17 protein-coding genes and 1 tRNA gene are annotated in these 21,190 nt (G+C 68.4%); 2 read left to right on the top strand and 16 right to left on the bottom strand.

Going from position 1 to position 21,190, the window contains the following annotated elements:
* Nucleotides 1-29: 29 nt before the first annotated feature.
* The 6 genes from ACESK8_RS02905 to polA all read right to left on the bottom strand — a co-directional run bounded on the left by ACESK8_RS02905 (nt 30) and on the right by polA (nt 8,440).
* Nucleotides 30-773, bottom strand: coding sequence for a formylglycine-generating enzyme family protein (locus ACESK8_RS02905; RefSeq protein ID WP_372967283.1), 744 nt, complete (start codon nt 771-773; stop codon nt 30-32).
* 11 nt (nt 774-784) lie between these two features.
* A complete protein-coding gene (locus tag ACESK8_RS02900) occupies nt 785-1,534 on the bottom strand; it encodes an SGNH/GDSL hydrolase family protein (protein ID WP_372967282.1) in 750 nt (249 codons plus the stop codon).
* Nucleotides 1,535-1,580: 46 nt separating this feature from the next.
* Nucleotides 1,581-2,933, bottom strand: a complete 1,353-nt coding sequence (locus ACESK8_RS02895) for an MFS transporter (RefSeq protein ID WP_372967177.1) — start codon at nt 2,931-2,933, stop codon at nt 1,581-1,583.
* A gap of 43 nt (nt 2,934-2,976) precedes the next feature.
* On the bottom strand, nt 2,977-4,011 hold the full coding sequence (locus ACESK8_RS02890) for an LLM class flavin-dependent oxidoreductase (protein ID WP_372967176.1): 1,035 nt from the start codon (nt 4,009-4,011) through the stop codon (nt 2,977-2,979).
* 53 nt (nt 4,012-4,064) lie between these two features.
* A complete protein-coding gene (locus ACESK8_RS02885; protein WP_372967175.1) occupies nt 4,065-5,741 on the bottom strand; it encodes a DUF885 domain-containing protein in 1,677 nt (558 codons plus the stop codon).
* 65 nt (nt 5,742-5,806) lie between these two features.
* Complete coding sequence (gene polA, locus ACESK8_RS02880; RefSeq protein WP_372967174.1) at nt 5,807-8,440, bottom strand: DNA polymerase I; 2,634 nt, start codon at nt 8,438-8,440, stop codon at nt 5,807-5,809.
* Between the two features lie 45 nt (nt 8,441-8,485).
* On the opposite strand from polA, the gene ACESK8_RS02875 reads away from it, so the two are divergent.
* Entirely contained in the window at nt 8,486-8,911 is a 426-nt protein-coding gene (locus ACESK8_RS02875) for a hotdog fold thioesterase (protein ID WP_372967173.1), read from the top strand.
* Between the two features lie 11 nt (nt 8,912-8,922).
* Here ACESK8_RS02875 and ACESK8_RS02870 read toward each other — a convergent pair whose 3' ends face one another.
* The 5 genes from ACESK8_RS02870 to ACESK8_RS02850 form a co-directional block, all read right to left on the bottom strand.
* Nucleotides 8,923-9,255 (bottom strand): hypothetical protein, encoded by a 333-nt coding sequence (locus ACESK8_RS02870; RefSeq protein ID WP_372967172.1) that lies wholly within the window; start codon nt 9,253-9,255, stop codon nt 8,923-8,925.
* Nucleotides 9,256-9,365: 110 nt separating this feature from the next.
* On the bottom strand, nt 9,366-10,079 hold the full coding sequence (locus tag ACESK8_RS02865; protein WP_372967171.1) for a GAF and ANTAR domain-containing protein: 714 nt from the start codon (nt 10,077-10,079) through the stop codon (nt 9,366-9,368).
* Complete coding sequence (locus ACESK8_RS02860; RefSeq protein WP_372967170.1) at nt 10,076-10,786, bottom strand: GAF and ANTAR domain-containing protein; 711 nt, start codon at nt 10,784-10,786, stop codon at nt 10,076-10,078. The genes ACESK8_RS02865 and ACESK8_RS02860 overlap by 4 nt, the downstream gene beginning before the upstream one ends.
* A 90-nt stretch (nt 10,787-10,876) precedes the next feature.
* The gene (locus ACESK8_RS02855; RefSeq protein ID WP_372967169.1) at nt 10,877-11,410 is read right to left on the bottom strand and encodes a GNAT family N-acetyltransferase; all 534 of its coding nucleotides are present in this window, start codon (nt 11,408-11,410) and stop codon (nt 10,877-10,879) included.
* Between the two features lie 3 nt (nt 11,411-11,413).
* A complete protein-coding gene (locus ACESK8_RS02850; protein ID WP_042536652.1) occupies nt 11,414-12,034 on the bottom strand; it encodes an ANTAR domain-containing response regulator in 621 nt (206 codons plus the stop codon).
* A 101-nt stretch (nt 12,035-12,135) separates the two neighbouring features.
* Between ACESK8_RS02850 and ACESK8_RS02845 the strand changes: the two genes are divergently transcribed.
* Nucleotides 12,136-12,218, top strand: a tRNA-Leu gene (locus tag ACESK8_RS02845).
* A 10-nt stretch (nt 12,219-12,228) separates the two neighbouring features.
* Here ACESK8_RS02845 and ACESK8_RS02840 read toward each other — a convergent pair.
* The 5 genes from ACESK8_RS02840 to gltB all read right to left on the bottom strand — a co-directional run bounded on the left by ACESK8_RS02840 (nt 12,229) and on the right by gltB (nt 21,105).
* Nucleotides 12,229-12,714, bottom strand: a complete 486-nt coding sequence (locus tag ACESK8_RS02840) for a hypothetical protein (protein ID WP_372967168.1) — start codon at nt 12,712-12,714, stop codon at nt 12,229-12,231.
* A 105-nt stretch (nt 12,715-12,819) separates the two neighbouring features.
* Nucleotides 12,820-13,362 (bottom strand): esterase/lipase family protein, encoded by a 543-nt coding sequence (locus tag ACESK8_RS02835; protein ID WP_372967167.1) that lies wholly within the window; start codon nt 13,360-13,362, stop codon nt 12,820-12,822.
* Between the two features lie 249 nt (nt 13,363-13,611).
* On the bottom strand, nt 13,612-15,063 hold the full coding sequence (pyk, locus tag ACESK8_RS02830; RefSeq protein ID WP_060926003.1) for a pyruvate kinase: 1,452 nt from the start codon (nt 15,061-15,063) through the stop codon (nt 13,612-13,614).
* 59 nt (nt 15,064-15,122) lie between these two features.
* Nucleotides 15,123-16,589, bottom strand: coding sequence for a glutamate synthase subunit beta (locus tag ACESK8_RS02825; RefSeq protein WP_372967166.1), 1,467 nt, complete (start codon nt 16,587-16,589; stop codon nt 15,123-15,125).
* Nucleotides 16,582-21,105, bottom strand: coding sequence for a glutamate synthase large subunit (gene gltB, locus ACESK8_RS02820; RefSeq protein ID WP_372967165.1), 4,524 nt, complete (start codon nt 21,103-21,105; stop codon nt 16,582-16,584). Before gltB ends, ACESK8_RS02825 begins: the two co-directional genes overlap by 8 nt.
* Between the last annotated feature and the right edge of the window lie 85 nt (nt 21,106-21,190).

Genomic DNA, 21,190 nt, shown 5'->3' with positions numbered 1-21,190 from the left:
GACCGATGTCGCGCTGATCCGCCGCGGTGCTACCGCCGACCGGGTCGAGAGAGAGGCGTCCAGCCGAACGGCACGGGGCCATCGAAGGCGGCCCGCTCGCGATCCGCTCGCACGGACCAGCCCTGCGCCTCGCCCGGCGTGTCGAACCCGCCGCGCGCGACCCGGAGCCCGACGTCCTCGTGATGCATCCGCGGCCCTCCCCCGCGGCGGACGGATGCCCGCACGCTCCAGGCGTCGTCCGCGAAACCGCCGCCGCGGAACACGCGGTAGTCGTCGTACCGGGCCGGGTCGAGGAGGTCCCAGCACCACTCCCACACGTTGCCCAGCGTGTCGAACAGGCCGTGCAGATTCGGGAGCTTGCCGCCGACGTCCTGCGGTGTGGGCACGCCGTCGGCCGCGGTCCAGGCGGCGTCGGCCAGCGGCGCATAGTGCGGACCGCTCGAACCCGCGCGGCAGGCGAACTCCCACTCGGCCTCTGTCGGAAGTCGGTAGCCGTCGCCGGTGACGTCCCAGGTGATCTCCTCGCCGTCGAACAGATAGACGGGCTCGAGGCCCTCCCACTCCGAGGCGGCGTTGCAGAAGTGCACGGCGCGCAGCCAGCTCAGATCCGCCGCCGGTCGACGGGGATGACGCGAGACGATCGGGAGAACCTCGGCGAACTGCTCTTCGGTGATCGGGAACACGCCGATCTCGAAGTCGTCGAGGCGCACCGTCCGCTCGAGCTTGCGGCGCGCATCGTGGAGCGTGACCTGACCGCCGCTGATGCGCCGCATCTCGATGTCGGTCACGACTGCGGCACCCTCTCGACCCAGGTCGGGTACTTGCCCGCGCGCCCGTCGCCCGACGAGGTGCGGGTGACACGACGCCGTACCCAGGGGCCGACGTACTCGCGGTAATAGGCCAGGCCGGCCGGCCCCGCTGCCGCCAGTGACGTCGGCGACCACCAGGTCTCGGGTGGTTCGAAGCCGAGGCCGTGCAGCACGCGCGCGGCGACCCGGTGATGCCCCGCGGCGTTCATGTGCAGGCGGTCCTCGGACCAGTACGCGGGCCGCGCCAGCTCGCGATCCGGCCAGTTCAGCGCTCGTACCACATCATCGCGTCCCTCCACCCGGCGCAGCACCGCTTCGGACAGCTGGTCGCCGCGGCGCTGGACGAGCGAGCCCATGGGAAGCTGACCGCTCGGGTTGGCGCCGGAGAGCAGGATGAGGGTGACTCCCTCCTCATCGCATCGACGGAGAACCCTGCTGAAGGCGTCGGCGATGTGCTCGAGGTCGGTGCGCGGACGCAGCATGTCGTTGCCACCGCCGTTGAACGACAGGTGGGTGGGACGCAGAGCGAGCGCCGGCTCAAGTTGCTGCTCGACGATCGGCCAGGCGAGCCTGCCGCGGATCGCGAGGTTGGCGTAGCTGATCGCGTGCCCTGCGGCATCCGCCCACCCCTGGGCGACGAGGTCGGCCCAGCCTCGTTCCCGACCGTCTGGGAGCACGTCACCGACTCCCTCGGTGAAGGAATCGCCGATGGCCACGTAGCGCACGTCTGTCACCACGACAGCCTATTCCCGCGCTCGGACACTCAGCGCATCAGCGGTCGTCGAGCGCGACGCCGCCTCGGTCGACGAGTCCCCATGCGGCGGCGGCCGCCGCGAGGAAGCAGGCGCCGAAGACGGCGAAGAGCACCGGTGCTCCCCCGGCGACGAGCAGGACGGGCACAGCCAGCGGGGCGATGATCGACGCGATCCTGCCGACGCCGGCGGCCCAGCCTGCACCCGTGCCGCGCAGCGACGTAGGGTAGATCTCCGGGGTGACCGCATACAGCGCGCCCCAGGCTCCGAGATTGAAGAACGACAGGGCCATCCCCGAGGCGATGATGGCCGCCTCGGTCGTGGAGGTGCCGAAGAAGACGGCCGCGACGGCCGAGCCGATCAGGAACACCGACAGGGTGATCCGTCGTCCCCACACCTCGATCAGCCAGGCGGCGACGGCATACCCCGGCAGCTGCGCCAGGGTGATGATGAGCGTGAAGCCGAAGGACCGCACGAGGTCGAAGCCGGCATCGACCAGGATGCTGGGGATCCAGATGAAGGCGCCGTAGTAGGCGAAGTTCACGCAGAGCCACACGATCCACAGGCACACCGTGCGCACCCGGAACTCGGCGTTCCACAGCGTCGTCAGCCGCGCCCTGGCCGTGACGGCGATAGCGCGCGACACGGGCTCACGTCGGATCGCAGGTTCTGCGATCACCCCGGCATCCGCCTCGAAGGCGGAGACGATCCGATCGGCCTCGGCGATCCGCCCGCGCGATGCGAGCCATCGCGGGGACTCGGGGAGACCCCAACGCACGATGAGCGCATACACGGCCGGGATCGCCCCGAGCGCGAACGCCCACCGCCAGCCCGCATCGGATGCCGGGATCACGAAGAACCCGATCAGCGCGGCCGCCGTCCAGCCGAGCGCCCAGAACGCCTCGAGGATCACGATCAGGCGTCCGCGGATGCGCGCCGGCGCGAACTCGCTCACGTACGTGGACGCGACGGGGAGCTCGGCGCCGAGGCCGAGTCCGACGAGGAACCGGAGCACGAGCAGTGCGGCCAGTCCCCCGACGAGCGCACTGGCTCCGGTGGCCACGCCGTAGACCAGCAGGGTGAGCGCGAAGACCTGCCGCCGCCCCCACTTGTCGGCCAGCAGACCACCCAGCGTGGCGCCGAGCGCCATCCCGATGAACCCGACGGAGGCGATCCATCCGGCATCCGTCTTGCTCAAGCCCCACTGCTGGGTGAGGGCCGCAAGGATGAACGAGATGAGCCCGACGTCCATGGCATCCAGCGCCCACCCGACCCCGGAACCGGTGAGCAGACGAAGATGGCGACGCGTGAACGGAAGGTCGTCGAGACGTCCGGCGATCGATGCCCGGCTCGGCAGCGCGGTGTTGGCCATGCCTTCATCGTAGAGGCGTCCGCCGCACTGCCGAGCGCGTGCGTCAGTCGCGGTCTGCGAGCAGCTTTCGCACACGAGGGATGACCTCGGTGCCGTAGAGCTCGATGCTGCGCATCATCGCATCGTGCGAGAGCGTGCCCGTGGCGTACTTCAGATCGAAGCGTCCGAGACCGAGTGTCGTGACCGTATCGGCGATCTTCGCGGCGACCCGGTCCGGGGAGCCGACGTACAGCGCACCGGCGGGGCCGACGTCGTTCTGGAACCGTGCCCTGCTGTACGGGGGCCACCCGCGCTCGCGTCCGATGGTGTTGTTCATCGCCTCGAACCCGGAGTACGCGGCCTCCCAGGCCTCCTCGTCCGTGTCGGCGATGTGGCCAGGTGAATGAACGGCGATCGGATGCGACGTCGTGCCGAATGAGGCGACCGAGCGGTGGTACAGGTCGACGAACTGACGGAAGCGACCCGCAGGACCGCCGATGATGGCGAGCATCAGGCCGAGCCCGTGCCTGGCCACCCGCACGACCGATTCAGGACTGCCACCGACACCGACCCACGTGCGCAGACCGTTCTCCGTCTTCGGGAAGACGTTCGCGTTCTCGAGCGACGCGCGCATCGTGCCGGACCAGGTCACCGGCTCCTCCTTGAGGAGCTCGACGAACAGCTCGAGCTTCTGCTCGAAAAGGGCGTCGTAATCGCGGAGGTCGTAGCCGAAGAGAGGGAAGGACTCGATGAACGATCCGCGGCCGAGCACGACCTCGGCACGGCCGTCCGAGAGGGCATCCAGGGTCGCGAAGCGCTCGTACACGCGGACAGGGTCATCCGACGACAGGACCGTGACAGCCGTGCCGAGTCGGATGCTGCGGGTGCGTCCGGCGATCGCGGCGAGCACCATCTCGGGTGCAGAGACGGCGAACTCCGTGCGGTGGTGCTCCCCCACTCCGAAGAAGTCGACGCCGACGCTGTCGGCTCGCTCCGCCTGCTCGACGATGTTGCGGATCGTCTGCGCGCCGGTCAGGAGCTCGCCGTCGTCGCCTCTCGTGATGTCTCCGAAGGTGTCCAGCCCGAACTCGATGCTCATGTCAGCCCTTTCTATTCAGCTGAATGAACAGCGAGCGGGGTGGATGCATTCCCTCAGCGCTTCAGGAGCGCGGTGCGGAGCGTGTCGAGTCCCACGCCGCCCATGTCCAGGGCCCGCTTGTGGAACTCCTTCACGTCGAAATCGTCACCGCGCTGGGCCTGGTACGCGTCCCGCACCTGCTCCCAGATCCGCTGACCGACCTTGTACGAGGGCGCCTGTCCCGGCCAGCCGAGGTAGCGATTGACCTCGAACTGCACGAACTGGTCCGACATGTTCACGTTCTTGCGCATGAAGTCCAACGCGTACTCCGCATCCCAGATGCCCTCGCCGTCGAGCCGGGGCTTTCCGAGGTGGACTCCGATGTCGAGCACGACGCGCGCCGCGCGCATGCGCTGACCGTCGAGCATTCCGAGGCGGTCGGCCGGATCGTCGAGGTATCCGAGCTGCTGCATGAGTCGCTCGGCGTACAGCGCCCAGCCCTCCGCATGACCGGACGTCCCGGCCAGCAGGCGACGCCACGAGTTCAGCTCGGCGCGGTTGTACACCGCCTGTGCGATCTGCAGGTGATGCCCCGGCACGCCCTCGTGGTAGACCGTGGTCAGCTCACGCCAGGTGTCGAACTCCGTGACCCCCTCGGGGACCGACCACCACATGCGACCGGGACGCGAGAAGTCGTCCGTCGGCCCGGTGTAGTAGATCCCGCCCTCCTGCGTGGGCGCGATCATGCACTCGAGGGTGCGGATCGCTTCGGGGATGTCGAAGTGGGTGGCACCGAGCTCGGCGACGGCGCGGTCGCTGGTCTCCTGCATCCACCGCTGCAGGGCCTCCGTGCCGACCAGCTTGCGGGCGGGGTCCGCCTCGAGGTGCGCGACGGCCTCTTCGACCGACGCGCCGGGGAGGATCTCGTTCGCGATGGCGGTCTGCTCGGCGACCATGCGCGCGAGCTCCTCACGGCCCCACTCGTACGTCTCGTCGAGATCGATCGTCGCACCCAGGAAGCGGCGGGAGTTCAGCGCGTAGAGCTCGCGGCCGACCGCGTCGACCTCCGTGGCGGCCGGGGCCAGCTCCTCGGCGAGGAAGCTGCGCAGCTCGTCATAGGCGACCCGGGCCGCAGCCGAGTTGTCGGCCAGGGTGCGCGCGAGCGAGGCGGGCAGGTTGCCCTCCTGCGGCGCCGCCTCGGCGACGAATGCCGCGAAGAAGCCGTCGTCGGCGGTGTATCGATCGATCTGCGTGGCGACCTCGACGACCTGGCGTCGGGCAGGAGTGACCCCTGCAGCGATACCGGCCCGCAGCGTCTCGGTGTAGCCACGCAGCGCGTCGGGAACGGCCGCCAGGCGGGTCGCGATGACGCTCCAGTCGTCCGCCGTCGCCGTGGGCATCAGGTCGAACGCCGAACGCACGTCCTGCGCCGCCGAGGCGATCACGTTGAGGTCGCGCAGGTGCCAGTTCGCATCGTGCAGCTCGAGGTCGAGGGCGAGCTCGGCGGAGAGGTCGGTCTTCGTGACCTCGTCGATCGCGTCGACGGGTTCGAGCGCTGCGAGCTTCGCAAGCGTCGTGCGGGTGGCGGACGCGATCTCCTCGTGGCCGGCCGGGCTCAGATCACCGAATCGGTCGTTCACCTCATCCCGACCGATGTACGTGCCGAGCGTCGGAGCGAGCACCGCCAGGGTGTCGACCCATTCATCGGCGACCGTGTCGATGGCAGTGGGGGTTCGGGGAGAAGAGGTCATCCCTTCAGCGTAGTCCGGGACCGTCGCGTCGCCGCAGGATATCGGCCTGCGGCGACGGCGCGAACTCAGTGCGCGGCCTCGTTCCAGTCGAGTCCGCGACCGACCTGGACGTCGAGCGGGACCCGCAGGTCAGCAGCATCGCCCATGCGGGCGCGCACGATCCGCTCGGTGGCGTCCCACTCCCCCGGCGCCACCTCGACCACGAGCTCGTCGTGGATCTGCAGCAGCACGCGAGAGGCGAGCCCTTCGGATCTCAGATCGTCGTGGATGTGGAGCAGCGCGATCTTCATGATGTCGGCCGCGCTCCCCTGGATCGGCGCATTGAGCGCCGCGCGCTCGGCGTTCTCCCGCAGCACCCTGTTGGGGCTCGCGAGGTCGGGGAACGGTCGGCGGCGCCCGAAGATGGTCTCCGTGTAGCCGACCTCCTTCGCCGCCAGCACCGACGCCCTGAGGTAGTCGCGCACCGCGCCGAACCGGGCGAAGTACTCCACCATCAGCTGCTTCGCCTCGGACTGCTCGATGCGCAGCTGCTTCGAGAGGCCGAACGCCGAGAGACCGTAGACCAGGCCGTACGACATCGCCTTCACCTTGGTGCGCATCGGTGCGGTGACATCCGACGGGTCGACGCCGAAGACCCGAGCGCCGACGAAACGGTGCAGGTCCTCGCCGCTGTTGAACGCCTCGATCAGCCCTTCGTCACCGGACAGGTGCGCCATGATGCGCATCTCGATCTGCGAGTAGTCGGCCGTCAGCAGGGTCTCGTATCCCTCACCCACCTGGAATGCGCTGCGGATCCGCCGCGACTCCTCCGTGCGCACCGGGATGTTCTGGAGGTTCGGGTCGGTGCTCGACAGGCGCCCGGTCTGGCTGCCGGTCTGCACGTAGGTCGTGTGCACCCGGTGGTCCGCGCCGATGGCGGTGTCGAGGGACTCGATGATCTGCCGCAGCTTGGTCGCCTCGCGGTGCTGGAGCAGCAGGCCGAGGAACGGATGCGGATGCGACTCCTGCAGGTCGGCCAGGACCGCGGCATCCGTCGAGTATCCCGTCTTGGTCTTCCGGGTCTTCGGAAGCTGCAAGTCGTCGAACAGCACCTCCTGCAGCTGCTTGGGCGAGCCCAGGTTGAACTCCCGACCGACGATCCCGAACGCCTCCTTCGCGAGGCCGTCGGCACGGATGGCCAGCTCGCCCGAGAAGGTCGAGAGCACGTCGTGCGAGACGGCCACTCCGGCGACCTCCATGTCGGCGAGCGTCAGGAGAGTCGGCAGCTCGATGTCCGTGAGGACCGTCGCCACGGACTCCGGGATGTCCTCACGCAGCGCGGTCGCCACCCGCAGCGCGAACCAGGCCTCCTGCGCGGGCGTGGCGCCCTCTGTCTCAGGAACCAGCTGAGTGGGGTCGGCTTCGGGGAGCTTCTCCCCGAGATACCGCTCGACGAGGTCTCCGAGGGTCTTGTCCGGGAAGCTCGGCCGCAGCAGCCAGCCGGCGAGGCTCGTGTCGTAGGCGAGCCCTCCGAGGCCGAGCCCCGCACGCCGCAGCGCCTTCACCTGGGGCTTGGCGTCGTGGAGCACCTTGGGACTCTCGGATTCGAGCCAGGTCCGCAGTGCGGCCGCGACATCGTCGGACCAGTCCAGCTCGCGGAGCTCGCCGTCGGTCGCCGCACCCAGTCGGGACGGCAGACCGCCCTGGAGGAGCAGACGGAGCGCGACATCGCCGGACTGAGCCTCTGCCCAGGCGAGGAACTCGTCGGCGGACACCTGCACGGGCTCGGGCATGACCACCACGGTCGCAGGGTCGTCTGCGACCTCGCCGGCGCCGACGGCCTCGAACACACGCGGAAGCAGGGTGCGGAACTCAAGCCGCGCGAAGATGTCGCGGACCGCCTGCGGGTCGATGGGAGCGACCGCGAGATCGCCGGGAGCGACCGGCAGCTCGACGTCGCGAAGCAGGCGGTTGAGTCGGCGATTCCGACGCACGTCCTCGATGTGATCGCGCAGGTTTCCGCCGACCACTCCCTTGATCTCCTCTGCGCGTTCGAGCAGGTCGTCGAGGGAGCCGAACTGGGTGAGCCACTTGACGGCGGTCTTCTCGCCGACCTTCGGCACGCCGGGGAGGTTGTCGCTGGTCTCCCCCACCAGCGCCGCGATGTCGGGGTACTGCTCGGGCCGGACGCCGTACCGCTCCTGCACCGTGACGGGGTCGTATCGCTTGAGCTGTGAGACGCCCTGGACCGAGGGGTACAGCAGCGTCACGTCGTCGGTGACGAGCTGGATGGTGTCGCGGTCGCCCGAGACCACGAGCACGTCGTAGCCCTGCTCGGCGCCCTGCGTCGAGAGCGTCGCCAGGATGTCATCGGCCTCGAACCCCTCTTTCGTCAGCACCGGGATTGACATCGCCGCCAGGCAGTCCTGGAGGAGGGGGATCTGTCCGCGGAACTCCTGCGGGGACTCCGAACGGGTCGCCTTGTACTCGGGGTACACGTCGGTGCGGAACGAGTGGCGGGAGGTGTCGAACGCGATCGCCATGTGCGTGGGCTGCTCGGCCTTGATGAGGTTCACGAGCATCGACAGGAAGCCGTAGATGGCGTTCGTGTGCTGGTTGTCCTTGGTCGTGAAGTTCTCGACCGGCAGGGCGAAGAAGGCACGATAGGCGAGCGAATGGCCGTCGACGACCATGAGGGTAGGCTTTGCGGAGTCCGTCACCCTGTCAGCCTAACGAGGACGACAGACACCCGCTGAGGAGGATCCATGAGCGAGCCCACGACCGATGCAGGACTCGACTGGGCAACAGCCCGGGGCATGGGAGCTCTCGCTCAGAAGATGGGGATGGAGTTCCTCGAGTTCTCCACCGAGCGGTGCGTCGCGACGCTGCCCGTGGAGGGCAACACCCAGCCGGTCGGCCTGATGCACGGCGGGGCCTATGTGGTGCTCGGCGAGTCGCTCGGCTCCATGGCCGCCAACCTGCATGCAGGGCCGGGGCGGTTGGCGGTTGGCGTCGACATCAACGCCACTCACACCCGCTCGGCGACCTCCGGGGTGGTGACCGGGGTCTGCACTCCGGTGCACCTCGGCCGCAGTATCACCGTGCACGAGATCGTCGTGACCGACGACCAGGGCCGCCGCTGCTCGACGATCCGAATCACCAACATGATCAAGGATGCCCCCGCGCGCTGACTACGCGCCTGTCAGAGCACCGTCTCCCAGTAGGCCCAGGACTGCTCGGGCGGCAGTTGCGGCCATCTGTCGCGCTCGAGCTCCTCGCAGCAGTCGTCCAGGATGCGAAGGGCATCGGTGTCGATCACCTCATCCTGATCGCCCTCCGCGGTCACGATCCCGATGTCGACCAGCCAGCCGACACGCAGCTCGGCGCGCTGGAGCGTCCCCTGGGCGGTCAGGTACGGCACCTCGATGACCGCCGAATCGTAGGCGTGCGCGAGTGCGAGCGCATAGCGTCCGACCGCGTCTGCGAGCAGATCTCCCGTGGTGAACGTTCCGATGGACGTCACGATGTTCTTCATCCGAACCCCCGATCTCGATGGACGAGGATGCCGGGGTCCGGGGCATCATGTGTCAGCGTAGGAATCGATCATACGATCCGCGTGGGCCTTGACAGCCACGCACCGCTACCCTAGTCGAGCGTGAGTCGGCGCTCCACGATCTGGCGGGCCACGTCGCCGAGCCGTCGAGAATGCCGGCGTGCATGATCTCGGATCAGGGTGAAGGCCTCATCGATCGGCACGCCCTTCGTGTACGAGACGACGCCCTTCGCCTGCTCGATCACGATGCGGCTGTTCAGCGCGTGCTGCAGCTGTGCCGTGAGGATCTCCGTCTCGCGGAGCACCCGCTCGTGGAGGATCCCGATCGTGGCGACGTCGGCGAGGGCACGCGCGATGAGGAGGTCGTCCTCGGTCGGCATCGCGCCGGCCGTCTGCAGGAGGGTCAGGGTGCCGATGGTCTGGTCGCGGAGCCGTAGCGGGATCGCGACGATGGACGTGAACCCCGAAGCCCGCGCAGACAGCCGGAAGTCATCCCAGCCCGTCCCGAGCTCATCGATGACGGGGACCGCGACGGTCTGGCCGCGCTGATAGCTCGCGACCGCGGGACCCTGGGAGCCGAGCATCAGGGCCTCGACCACGGGTGCCGACTCGCTCGTCGAGGCGACCAGCTCGAGTTCGTCACTCGGATCCGCGATCAGGATCCCCGCAGCAGCGACGCCCAACTCTTCCCTGCAGGTGTCCGCCAGTTGCTGCATGAGCTCGACGACGTCGTATTCGTCGACCAGCGTGTCGGCGAGCTGGGCGAAGGTGCGCAGCAGACGCCGATCCCGCTCGATCGCGGTCATGAGTCGACCTCGATCGCGCCGGACTCCCTGGTGAAGACGATTCGCCCCGCGAGCACGTCCTCGGCGACGGTCATCACCGAGCTCTCCGTCGCGAACGCGCGGCTGTGGAGCAGGAGGCGCGCCTCGTCGGCATCGATGTCGAGCTGCGCGAGCACGACTCCGGTCGCCTGGTGAACCTTGCGTCGCGAGAACGGAGGCAGCGTGCTCTCGTCCGGGACCTCGAGCTCGTCGATCCGGTCCCTCAGCACCCGCCGGGCGACGACCGCTGCCATGGCTGACGCCCGCGACGTCTGGACCTGATCCAGACGCAATGCGTGGTGAGAATACAGATCTATGGCGCCGAATCGCAGGCCGCCCACGGCCAGCGGAAAGGCGAAGATCGAGGCGGCCTGTCCGGTCTGGGCGGCCCGGGCGAAGGCGGGCCACCGCTCGGCGCCCGAGCGTCCGCGAAGCTCGGACTCCATCACGGGCTTGGCCCACCTCATCGCATCCCAGCAGGGACCTTCGCCGAGATCGAACTGGAGTTCGTCGAGCCACGCTGCTGCTTCGTCCGTAGCCGAGACGGTCTGGCTGCCGAGGAAGTCGCCGAGAGTGGAGACGGAGGCGCCGGTGATCGGCAGCACGGACAGGAACGAGAACGGAAGCTCCGTCAGCTGGGTCTCCGGAGCTTCAAGCCCCGCGAGAGCCGTCTTGAATGCATCGTCCATCACGTCACCACCTCATGTCCAACGCTAGCGGCGGCTCCGGCCGGGATCAACGAGGCTCGCGAACGCAGACAGCCTCTCGTCGACGCGGCGTCACTCGAGGAGCAGTTGGAACAGCACGTGATCCTGCCACTCCCCCGCGATCTGCAGGTATCTCGGGGCGATGCCGATCCGAGTGAACCCGCACCGCGTCAACACCCGCTGAGAGCCGGCGTTGTGCAGCAACGTACCCGCCTGCAGCCGGTGCAGGCCCAGCTCGGATGCCGCATACTCCGCGACAAGCCGCACACCCGCGGAGGCGAGTCCTCTGCCCTGAACCGAGTGATCGATCCAATAGCCGAGATCGGCGTTGCGGAAGGCTCCCCTGACGATGTTGTTGAGATTGATCCGTCCGCGGATCTCGCCGTCGGAGGATTCCACGACGAAACGGGAACCACGCCCGGCTGTCGCGTCGTCGACGCAGCGCCTGGCGTCCTTCTCCTGCCATTCGGCGGTGAAGAACTCCGGCGACCTGCGGGGTTCCCACGGTGCCAGATGCTCGCGGTTCGCGGAGTAGGCGCGTGCCAGGGCGGCACCGTCTCCGACCTGGACCGGTCGCAGCGAGTGCTCCGCATCCAGCCGAAGCATCGCCTACTTCTTGGGAGCGAGCTGCTCGATGATCGCCTTCGCCACGTCCTGCATGGTGAGGCGACGATCCATCGACGCCTTCTGGATCCAACGGAACGCCTCGGGCTCGGAGAGGCCCATCTTCTCGTTGAGCAGCCCCTTGGCGCGATCGACGAGCTTGCGGGTCTCGAAGCGCTCGACCATGTCGGCGACCTCGGCCTCGAGCGTGATGATCTGCTCGTGGCGAGCCAGGGCGATCTCGATCGCCGGCAGCAGGTCGTTCGGGGTGAACGGCTTGACGACGTACGCGAGCGCGCCGGCCTCGCTCGCACGCTCGACGAGCTCCTTCTGGCTGAAGGCCGTGAGGAGCACCACCGGAGCGATGTTGCCCTTGTGCAGCTTCTCGGCGGCGCTGATGCCGTCGAGCTGAGGCATCTTGACGTCCATGATGACGAGGTCGGGGCGCAGCTCGGTGGCGAGTGCGACAGCGGTCTCCCCATCGCCGGCCTCGCCGACGACATCGAAGCCGTTGTCGCGGAGGATCTCGACGATGTCGAGACGGATCAGCGATTCGTCCTCGGCGACGACGACGCGTCGGGGTGCGGATGACGTGGGCTGCTCGGCTGCCTGTTCTTGCTCGGTCACAGACCCATCCTAGTGGAGAGCGCCTGACAGGTCCTCTGGCGACGCCCAGGCTGACCGAGACGACTCTCGCCCTGCGCTACAGTCGAAGACGCGACACACGAGCCGGCGTGGCGGAATGGCAGACGCGGAGCACTCAAAATGCTTTGTCCGAAAGGGCGTGTGGGTTCGAGTCCCACCGCCGGCACCGAACAGGATCAGACCGCGATCCACACCTGGTCATCGATCAGCAGGTACCGATCGAGAGCCGGCAGCATCGCATCGTGGAGCTCGCGCTCGGCGAATGCGGGGTGATGGGCGCGGACGACGGTCTCGGGAACTGCGGCCCTGATGATGGCATCCAGGTTCTCGCGTGTCGCCTCGACGGGCAGACCGCCGACCGTCACGGGACGGTAGGTCCGCTCCGCGTGGATCCGCTCCCCCCGTTCCCCCCGCACGGTGTCGCTCGATCGGGTCTGGGCGAGGAAGACGGGAACACACGCGATCGCGTCGTACGTGCGGAACCGACGGGCCAGGCGATAGCGGACCCCGATGCTCCCCGGCCGCATGCCCGAGAGCACCTCGGCGGTGACGTCCGCCTCGCACGGCACACCGAACGAAGCCGGCGTGCTCGGCGGGCCATCGACTGCAGCGGGTTCGATCGTCAGGTCATCCATGGTGAGGGCGCGGACTGCGGAGGTCACGGCCCCGACGCCTGCACCAGAGTACAGCCGACACGAGCAGGCGGCGTACCTCCGGTGGCCAGAGGGCGTGGAGCACGATCGGAGCCGCGGTCGCGGCCGGCATCCTCAGCTCTCGGACAGCGCCGCGACCTCCGCCATGACACGCGGGTGCGCCAGGATCCGGAAGTGTCCACCGGTCGCGACGCGCACGTTCTTGCGGGCGCCGCTCAGTTCACTCCCCTCGGGGATATGCGGGTCGAATTCCGCGTACACCGACACGATCCGCTGGTTGACGTCCAGAGCGCGTGCCAGCTCGACGATCGACGGATGCGTCGGCGAGAAGGCCCGGAGAGTCCGACCCGGCAGCATCCGCGCGTATCGTGAGCCGCCGAACGGGGTGGCGATGGCGAGCATCGCACGCACACGGTGGGCCGCTGGACCCGTCATCGCGAGCTTTCCCGCGAGCCCGCCCTTGCTGTGGGCGACCAGCAGCACGTCCGTCAGTCCGCTCTCCTCGAGGAAGGCGGTGACGGCATCCGCCTCTTCGCGCACCGGTCGCCGGTTGCGCCCGAGGGTCTGGACGACGTGGACGGGATGACCCCGCTCATGCAGCGCCGTGATGAGCGGCTGCAGGAAGCGCCAGGTCTCATAGACGCCGGGGAGGATCACGATCGGGGCTGCATCACCGTCCGTGAAGGACTGCGCATCGCGATGGTCGAATGCCGAACGGACCTGCCAGTAGGCCGCGTAGGCATAATCCGCCGCCCACCATCCCGCTCTCTTGAGAATCTCTATGTCACCCTCCCCCGCCGATCCACGTCCCTCCGACGATACGCCGCTGACGGGCCGCTCGCGCCGCACGCGGGCACGACGAAGGGGCGGGACGAATCGTCCCGCCCCTTCGTCGTGCGGTCAGGGTCAGACCGTGGCTTCCTTGTAGATGGGGGCTGCGCCGTTCACGGCATCCCCGACCTTGTGGACGCGGATGTCGTTGGTCGACCCCACGATTCCAGGAGGGGAACCGGAGATCACGACGACCTTGTCTCCTTCGACGGCCAGGCCGCTGGAGAGCAGGTAGTCATCGACCTGCAGGTACATCAGGTCGGTGTGCTGCACCATGTCGACGAGCTTCGAGCGGATGCCCCAGGTGAGCGCCATGCGACGACGGATGCTGGGCTCCGGCGTGAACGCGATCATCGGGATGCGCGAACGAAGACGCGACAGACGGCGAGCCGAGTCACCCGACTGCGTGAACACGCAGAGGAACTTCGCCTCGACGAACTCGGCGACCTCGAGGGCCGCGAGCGTGATGGCGCCACCCTGCGTGCGCGGCTTGGTGGTGAGCGGCGCGATGCGCTCCAGACCGTGCTCCTCGGTGGACTCGATGATGCGGGCCATGGTCTCCACGACCACGACCGGGTAGTCGCCGACGCTGGTCTCGCCGGAGAGCATGACGGCGTCCGCACCGTCGAGAACCGCGTTCGCGACGTCGGAGGTCTCGGCACGGGTCGGCACCGGGCTGTTGATCATGGACTCGAGCATCTGCGTCGCCACGATGACGGGCTTCGCGTTGCGACGGGCGAGCTCCACGGCGCGCTTCTGCACGATCGGGACGGCTTCGAGCGGGAGCTCGACGCCGAGGTCGCCACGGGCGACCATGATCGCGTCGAACGCGTCGACGATCTCTTCGAGCGCGTCGACGGCCTGCGGCTTCTCGACCTTGGCGATGACGGGGACCTTGACGCCCTCTTCCGCCATGATCTCGTGCACGCGCGACACGTCCTCGGCGTTGCGCACGAACGACAGCGCGATGAGGTCGGCGCCGATGCGCAGGCCCCAGCGGAGGTCGTCCTCGTCCTTCTCGCTGAGCGCGGGGACGTTGACGGCGACGCCTGGCAGGTTGATGCCCTTGTTGTTCGACACCGCACCCGCGACGATGACGCGCGTCGTGACGGTCACGCCGTCGGTCTCGACGACCTCGACACGGACCTTGCCGTCGTCGATCAGCAGGAAGTCGCCCGGCTTGACGTCCTGGGGCAGGCCCTTGAAGGTCGTGCCGCAGATGTCCTTGTTGCCGATGATGTCTTCGGTGGTGATCTTGAAGATGTCGCCCTTGGCGAGCTCGTAAGGGCCGGCCTCGAACTTGCCGAGTCGGATCTTCGGGCCCTGCAGGTCGACGAGGATGGCGACAGCGCGGCCGGCGTCGTCGGCTGCCCGACGGACGTTGGCGTAGTTGTTCTCGTGCACGGAGTAGTCGCCGTGGCTGAGGTTCAGGCGGGCGACGTCCACGCCGGCGTCGATCAGTGCACGCACGGTTTCATAGGTGGAGGTGGCGGGGCCCAGGGTGGCGACGATTTTCGCGCGTCTCAACAGATTCTCCAGGGTAGAGGGGGGGATTCAGAACTCAGGCGACGGTGCCGCCGCTCAGCCTACGCGGGCTGAAGGCCGATAGCGACTTCGTGCGGGCGCACGGGCTCGGGGAGCACCGTCGTCCCCATCAGGAAGCGATCGACGTTGGCCGCCGCGGCACGACCCTCGGCGATCGCCCACACGATGAGCGACTGGCCACGACCCGCGTCGCCGGCCACGAAGACGCCGGGAACGGTGGACTCGTAGCTGTCGTCACGCTGGAAGGCGCCCCGGTCGGTGACCTGCGGAAGCGTGTCCTCGGTGTAGCCGTCCTGCTCTGGGCCGGTGAAGCCCATCGCGATCAGCACCAGGTCAGCGGGGATCTCGCGCTCGGTGCCGCTCTTGGGCACGCGTCGTCCGTCGACGTACTCGGTCTCGGCCACACGCAGCGCGCGCACCTCGCCGACGTCGTTGGACAGGAACTCCACGGTCGAGGCGAGGAACATCCGCTCGCCGCCCTCCTCGTGAGCCGAGGAGATCTCGAACAGCGTCGGCATCATGGGCCACGGCTGGTGCGGAGGACGCTCGGTGCTCGGCTGCGTGCCGATCGCGAGGTTGGTGACGCTGAGCGCACCCTGACGGTGTGCGGTGCCGATGCAGTCCGCGCCGGTGTCGCCGCCGCCGATGACGATGACGTGCTTGCCCTCTGCTGTGATCTGCTCCGGCACCTTGTCACCGGCGACCGCGTGGTTCGACTCGACGAGGTACTCCATCGCGAAGTGCACGCCGTCGAGGTCGCGCCCCGGGATCGCCAGATCGCGCGGGACGGTCGAGCCGGTCGCGATCACGACGGCGTCATAGCGTGCCCGGAGGTCGGCCCAGGAGATGTCCCTGCCGATCTCGACACCCGCGCGGAAGCGGGTGCCCTCCTCCTGCATCTGACGCAGGCGGGACTCCAGCTGGCCCTTCTCCATCTTGAAGTCGGGGATGCCGTAGCGCAGCAGACCACCGATTCGGTCGTCCCGCTCGAACACGGCCACGGTGTGACCGGCACGGGTGAGCTGCTGGGCGGCGGCCAGGCCCGCGGGTCCCGAGCCGACGACCGCGACGGTCTTGCCGGTCAGGCGCGCAGGCGGCTGCGGCTCGACCCAGCCCTTGGCGAAGGCCTCGTCGATGATCGAGACCTCGATCTGCTTGATCGTGACCGGAGGCTGGTTGATGCCGAGCACGCACGAGCTCTCGCAGGGCGCGGGGCACAGTCGACCGGTGAACTCCGGGAAGTTGTTGGTCGCATGCAGGCGATCGATCGCCGCACGGCCCTCACCACGCCAGGTCAGGTCGTTCCACTCGGGGATGAGGTTGCCGAGCGGGCAGCCCTGGTGGCAGAACGGCACCCCGCAGTCCATGCACCGGCCGGCCTGCCGCTTGAGCACGGCCTGGTCGCCCGGCTCGTAGACCTCTTTCCAGTCCATGATGCGCACCGGCACCGGCCGGCGCTTCGGGAGCTCGCGCTCCGTGACCTTCAGAAAACCTTTGGGATCAGCCACCGGTCACCTCCAGGATGCGGTTCCAGACGATGTCGCCGTCGGGGTCGATGCCCTCGGCGACTGCTTCTTCGCGCATGCTGCGCACGGCGGCGTAGTCCCGCGGAAGCACCTTCGTGAACTGGCCGGCGGTCTCATCGAACCGCGCCAGGATGTCGGAGCCGAGCGGCGATGCCGTACGCTCCACGTGCTCGGCGATCAGGCTGCGCAGCACCTCGAGGTCGGCGCGGTCGAGCGGCTCGAGCCGCAGTTCCCCGCTGCCGAGCGACTGCGCGTTCACCTTCGCGGAGTCCAGCGAGTGGATGTAGGCCACTCCCCCGGACATGCCCGCGCCGAGGTTGCGCCCCGTGGATCCGAGGATCACCGCGACGCCGCCGGTCATGTACTCCAGGGCGTGGTCGCCCACGCCCTCCACGACAGCTGTCGCACCGGAGTTGCGCACCAGGAACCGCTCGCCGACGACGCCGGACAGGAACATGGTCCCCGAGGTGGCTCCGTAGCCGATCACGTTTCCCGCGATCACGTTCTCGTGCGGCTGGATGGAGGATCCTCGAGCCGGGCGGATCGAGATGTCGCCGCCGGAGAGGCCCTTGCCGACGTAGTCGTTGGCATCGCCTTCCAGACGCAGCACGATGCCGGACGGCAGGAACGCGCCGAGCGACTGCCCTGCGGTGCCGTGCAGCGTGACGTCGATCGTGCCGCGCGGCAGGCCGTCCGCGCCGTGCCGGGAGGTGACCTGGTGACCCAGCATCGTTCCGACGGCACGCTCGGTGTTCGCGATCGGGAGCTCCACCACGACCGGCTCCCCGTTGAGGAGAGCAGGACCCGCGATGTCGATGAGCTGCACGTCGAAATGCTTCTCGAGCTCGTGATCCTGCGCACGACGGCTGCGCCGCGGCTCGCTGGCCGGGAACGCGGGTCCCTCGAGCACCGGCGTCAGGTCGAGACCCTCGGCCTTCCAGTGCTCCAAAGCGGCGTTCGCCTCGATCAGGTCCGAGCGTCCGACGATCTCGTCGATCGAGCGGAAGCCCAGCTCCGCGAGGATCTCGCGCACCTGCTCGGCGATGAACTCCATGAAGTTCACGACGAACTCGGGCTTGCCGGTGAAGCGCTCGCGCAGCACCGGGTTCTGGGTCGCGACACCCACCGGGCAGGTGTCGAGGTGGCAGACGCGCATCATGATGCATCCGCTCACGACGAGCGGCGCGGTGGCGAATCCGAACTCCTCGGCCCCGAGCAGGGCGCCGATGATGACGTCGCGCCCGGTCTTCAGCTGGCCGTCGACCTGCACCACGACGCGGTCGCGCATGCCGTTGAGCATGAGCGTCTGCTGCGTCTCGGCGAGACCGAGCTCCCACGGCGTGCCCGCGTGCTTCAGCGAGTTCATCGGGCTCGCGCCCGTGCCGCCGTCGTGTCCGGACACCAGGATGACGTCGCTGAGCGCCTTCGCGACACCGGCCGACACCGCGCCGATGCCCGACTGGCTCACCAGCTTCGTGTGGATCCGAGCCTCGGGGTTCGCCCGCTTCAGGTCGAAGATGAGCTGCTTGAGGTCTTCGATCGAGTAGATGTCGTGATGGGGAGGCGGGGAGATCAGTCCGACACCCGGCGTCCCGCCGCGCGTGCGGGCCACCCACGGGTAGACCTTCTGCGGCGGAAGCTGACCGCCCTCGCCGGGCTTGGCGCCCTGGGCGAGCTTGATCTGGATGTCGTCGGCCTCGGTGAGGTAGAGGCTCGTCACACCGAAGCGACCGGAGGCGACCTGCTTGATCGCGCTGCGGCGCTCGGGGTCGAGCAGACGATCGGTGTCCTCGCCGCCTTCGCCGGTGTTCGACTTGCCGCCGAGCCGGTTCATGGCGATCGCGAGGGTCTCGTGCGCCTCCTTCGAGATCGAGCCGTAGCTCATCGCTCCCGTCGAGAAGCGCTTCACGATCGCGGAGACGGGTTCCACCTCGTCGAGCGGCACGGGCTTGCGGGTGCCGGTGCGCAGCGAGAAGAGTCCCCGCAGCGTCTTGAGCTCCGCCGCCTGGTCGTCGACCATCCGGGTGTACTCGCGGAAGATGTCGTAGCGCCGCTCGCGCGTGGCGTGCTGCAGCTTGAACACCGTCTCGGGGTTGAAGAGGTGCGGAGAGCCGTCACGACGCCACTGGTACTCGCCGCCGGTCCACAGGCGCTCATGGGCGCGGGCGGCCTCATCCTCGGGGTACGCGTAGTCGTGACGTGCCTGGTTCTCGATGAAGATCTCTTCGATGCCCACTCCGCCGAGCTTCGACTCGGTGCGCGTGAAGTACTTGTCGATGAACTCCTCGCTCAGACCCACGGCCTCGAAGACCTGGGCGCCGGCGTAGGAGGACACCGTCGAGATGCCCATCTTCGACATGATCTTGAGCACGCCCTTGCCGAGCGCGTAGATCAGGTTGCGCACCGCCTTCTCGGGGCTGATACCGGTGATGTAGCCGGTGCGCACGAGGTGCTCGACCGTCTCCATCGCCAGATAGGGGTTCACGGCCGAGGCGCCGTAGCCGATCAGCGTCGCGACGTGGTGCACCTCGCGCACGTCGCCGGCCTCGACGATCAGTCCGACCTTCATGCGGTTCTCGCGGCGGATCAGGTGGTGATGCACCGCTGACACCATGAGCAGCGACGGGATCGGGGTCAGGTCCTTGTTCGAGTCGCGGTCGGACAGGATGATGAACTCGGCTCCGTCCGCGATGGCGTCGTCGACCTCGGCGCACATCTCGGTGAGACGCTTCTCGAGCGTGTTCGAGCCGGCGTCGAAGTGGTACAGGCCCCTGATCGTCACGCTCGAACGGTCGGGCAGCGCCTTGTCGATGTGGCGGATCTTCGCCAGCTCGTCGTTGTCGATGACCGGGAAGTCGAGTGACACCGTGCGGGTGTGGTCTGGTCCCCACGTGAGCAGGTTGCTCTCCGGGCCGAGGCCCAGCTTGAGGCTCGTGACGACCTCTTCGCGGATCGAGTCCAGCGGCGGGTTGGTGACCTGCGCGAACTGCTGCGTGAAGTAGTCGAAGAGCAGCCGCGGCCGCTTGCTCAGCACCGCGATCGGCGTGTCCGAGCCCATGGCGCCGAGCGGTTCGACACCGGTCTGGCCCATCGGGGTCAGGAGGATGCGGACCTCCTCCTCGGTGTAGCCGAAGGTGCGCTGACGCCGCGTGATGGATGCCGGCGGGTGCACGATGTGCTCGCGCTCCGGGAGATCGGCCAGACGCACGGATCCTGCATCCAGCCACTCCTGCCACGGGTGCAGGGTCGCGAGGTCGTGCTTGATCTCCTCGTCCTCGATGATGCGTCGCTGGGACGTGTCGACGAGGAACATCTTGCCGGGCTGCAGCCGCCCGCGGCGCTTGATGCGCTCGGGCTCGAAGGTGAGCACGCCCGTCTCCGACCCGATCACGATCAGGCCGTCGGTCGTCTCGGTCCAGCGCCCCGGGCGCAGTCCGTTGCGGTCGAGGGTCGCACCGACCACGGTGCCGTCGGTGAAGATGAGGGCTGCCGGGCCGTCCCACGGCTCCATCTGGTTCGAGTGGTACTCGTAGAACGAGCGCAGTTCCGGAGAGATGTCCGACTGCTTCTCATAGGCCTCCGGCACCATCATCATGATGGCGTGCGGGAGGCTGCGACCGGTGAGGGTCAGGAGCTCGAGCACCTCGTCGAACGACGCCGAGTCGCTCGCACCGTCGGTGCAGATGGGCAGCAGCGGTGCGACGTCGCCGAGCAGCTCGGACTCGAGCTGCGACTGACGGGCGCGCATCCAGTTGCGGTTCCCGCCTACGGTGTTGATCTCGCCGTTGTGCGCGAGCATGCGCAGAGGCTGCGCGAGCGGCCACGACGGGAACGTGTTGGTCGAGTACCGCGAGTGCACGACCGCGAGCTCGGACATGAACCGCTCGTCCTGCAGGTCGGGGTAGAACGGCTCGAGCTGCAGCGTGGTGACCATGCCCTTGTAGCCGAGCGTGCGGGCGGACAGCGTCACGAAATAGGCGCCGAGCTCGTGGCCGGCGCGCTTGCGCAGGCGGTAGGCGACGCGATCCAGTGCGATGCCGGTGAGAGGCGCATCCGCGTGGGTCGTGCCGCCGGCGCTCACGAAGAGCTGCTCGAACGCGGGCCGTGCCTCGTCGGCGAGCTTGCCGAGGTTGTCGTTGACCGTGGGCACCTCGCGCCACCCGAGGACGCGGAGTCCCTCGCTGCGGGCGATCTTCTCGATGCCCGCCTTCTGCTGGCGACGCTCGCTGGAGTCACGCGGCAGGAAGGCCAGCCCCGCGGCGTACTCGCCGACCGGGGGCAGTTCGAAGTCGGTGACCGCCCGCAGGAAGGCATCCGGCATCTGGGTCAGGATGCCCGCGCCGTCGCCCGTTCCCGCGTCGGAGCCGATCGCGCCGCGGTGCTCGAGGTTGCGGAGCGCTTCGAGAGCCAGCGAGATGATGTCGTGTCCCGGCTCGCCGCGCAGGGTCGCGACCATGGCGAGGCCGCAGGCGTCCTTCTCGAACGCCGGGTTGTACATGCCCTGCTTCGGGGGGTAAGCGCCGGAAGCGCCGTACGGAGGCTGAAAATACACCTGTACCGTCCTCAGATCTTCGGATGACCCG

It is taken from the genome of Microbacterium sp., assembly GCF_041641055.1.
In the GTDB taxonomy this organism is placed as follows: Bacteria; Actinomycetota; Actinomycetes; order Actinomycetales; family Microbacteriaceae; genus Microbacterium.
Note: the sequence above shows the minus strand (reverse complement) of the source record. Positions and strands in the feature narration are given on the sequence as shown.

What these genes read in the sequence shown, in the direction of transcription:
- ACESK8_RS02865 (WP_372967171.1), bottom strand. Translation starts at nt 10,079, where the DNA reads ATGACCGCGATCGAGCGGGATCGGCGTCTGCTGCGCACCTTCGCCCAG.
- ACESK8_RS02860 (WP_372967170.1), bottom strand. Translation starts at nt 10,786, where the DNA reads ATGGACGATGCATTCAAGACGGCTCTCGCGGGGCTTGAAGCTCCGGAG.
- gltB (WP_372967165.1), bottom strand. Translation starts at nt 21,105, where the DNA reads ATGTACAACCCGGCGTTCGAGAAGGACGCCTGCGGCCTCGCCATGGTC.
- ACESK8_RS02885 (WP_372967175.1), bottom strand. Translation starts at nt 5,741, where the DNA reads ATGACCTCTTCTCCCCGAACCCCCACTGCCATCGACACGGTCGCCGAT.
- ACESK8_RS02895 (WP_372967177.1), bottom strand. Translation starts at nt 2,933, where the DNA reads ATGGCCAACACCGCGCTGCCGAGCCGGGCATCGATCGCCGGACGTCTC.
- ACESK8_RS02890 (WP_372967176.1), bottom strand. Translation starts at nt 4,011, where the DNA reads ATGAGCATCGAGTTCGGGCTGGACACCTTCGGAGACATCACGAGAGGC.
- ACESK8_RS02905 (WP_372967283.1), bottom strand. Translation starts at nt 773, where the DNA reads ATGCGGCGCATCAGCGGCGGTCAGGTCACGCTCCACGATGCGCGCCGC.
- ACESK8_RS02855 (WP_372967169.1), bottom strand. Translation starts at nt 11,410, where the DNA reads ATGCTTCGGCTGGATGCGGAGCACTCGCTGCGACCGGTCCAGGTCGGA.
- ACESK8_RS02870 (WP_372967172.1), bottom strand. Translation starts at nt 9,255, where the DNA reads ATGAAGAACATCGTGACGTCCATCGGAACGTTCACCACGGGAGATCTG.
- ACESK8_RS02875 (WP_372967173.1), top strand. Translation starts at nt 8,486, where the DNA reads ATGAGCGAGCCCACGACCGATGCAGGACTCGACTGGGCAACAGCCCGG.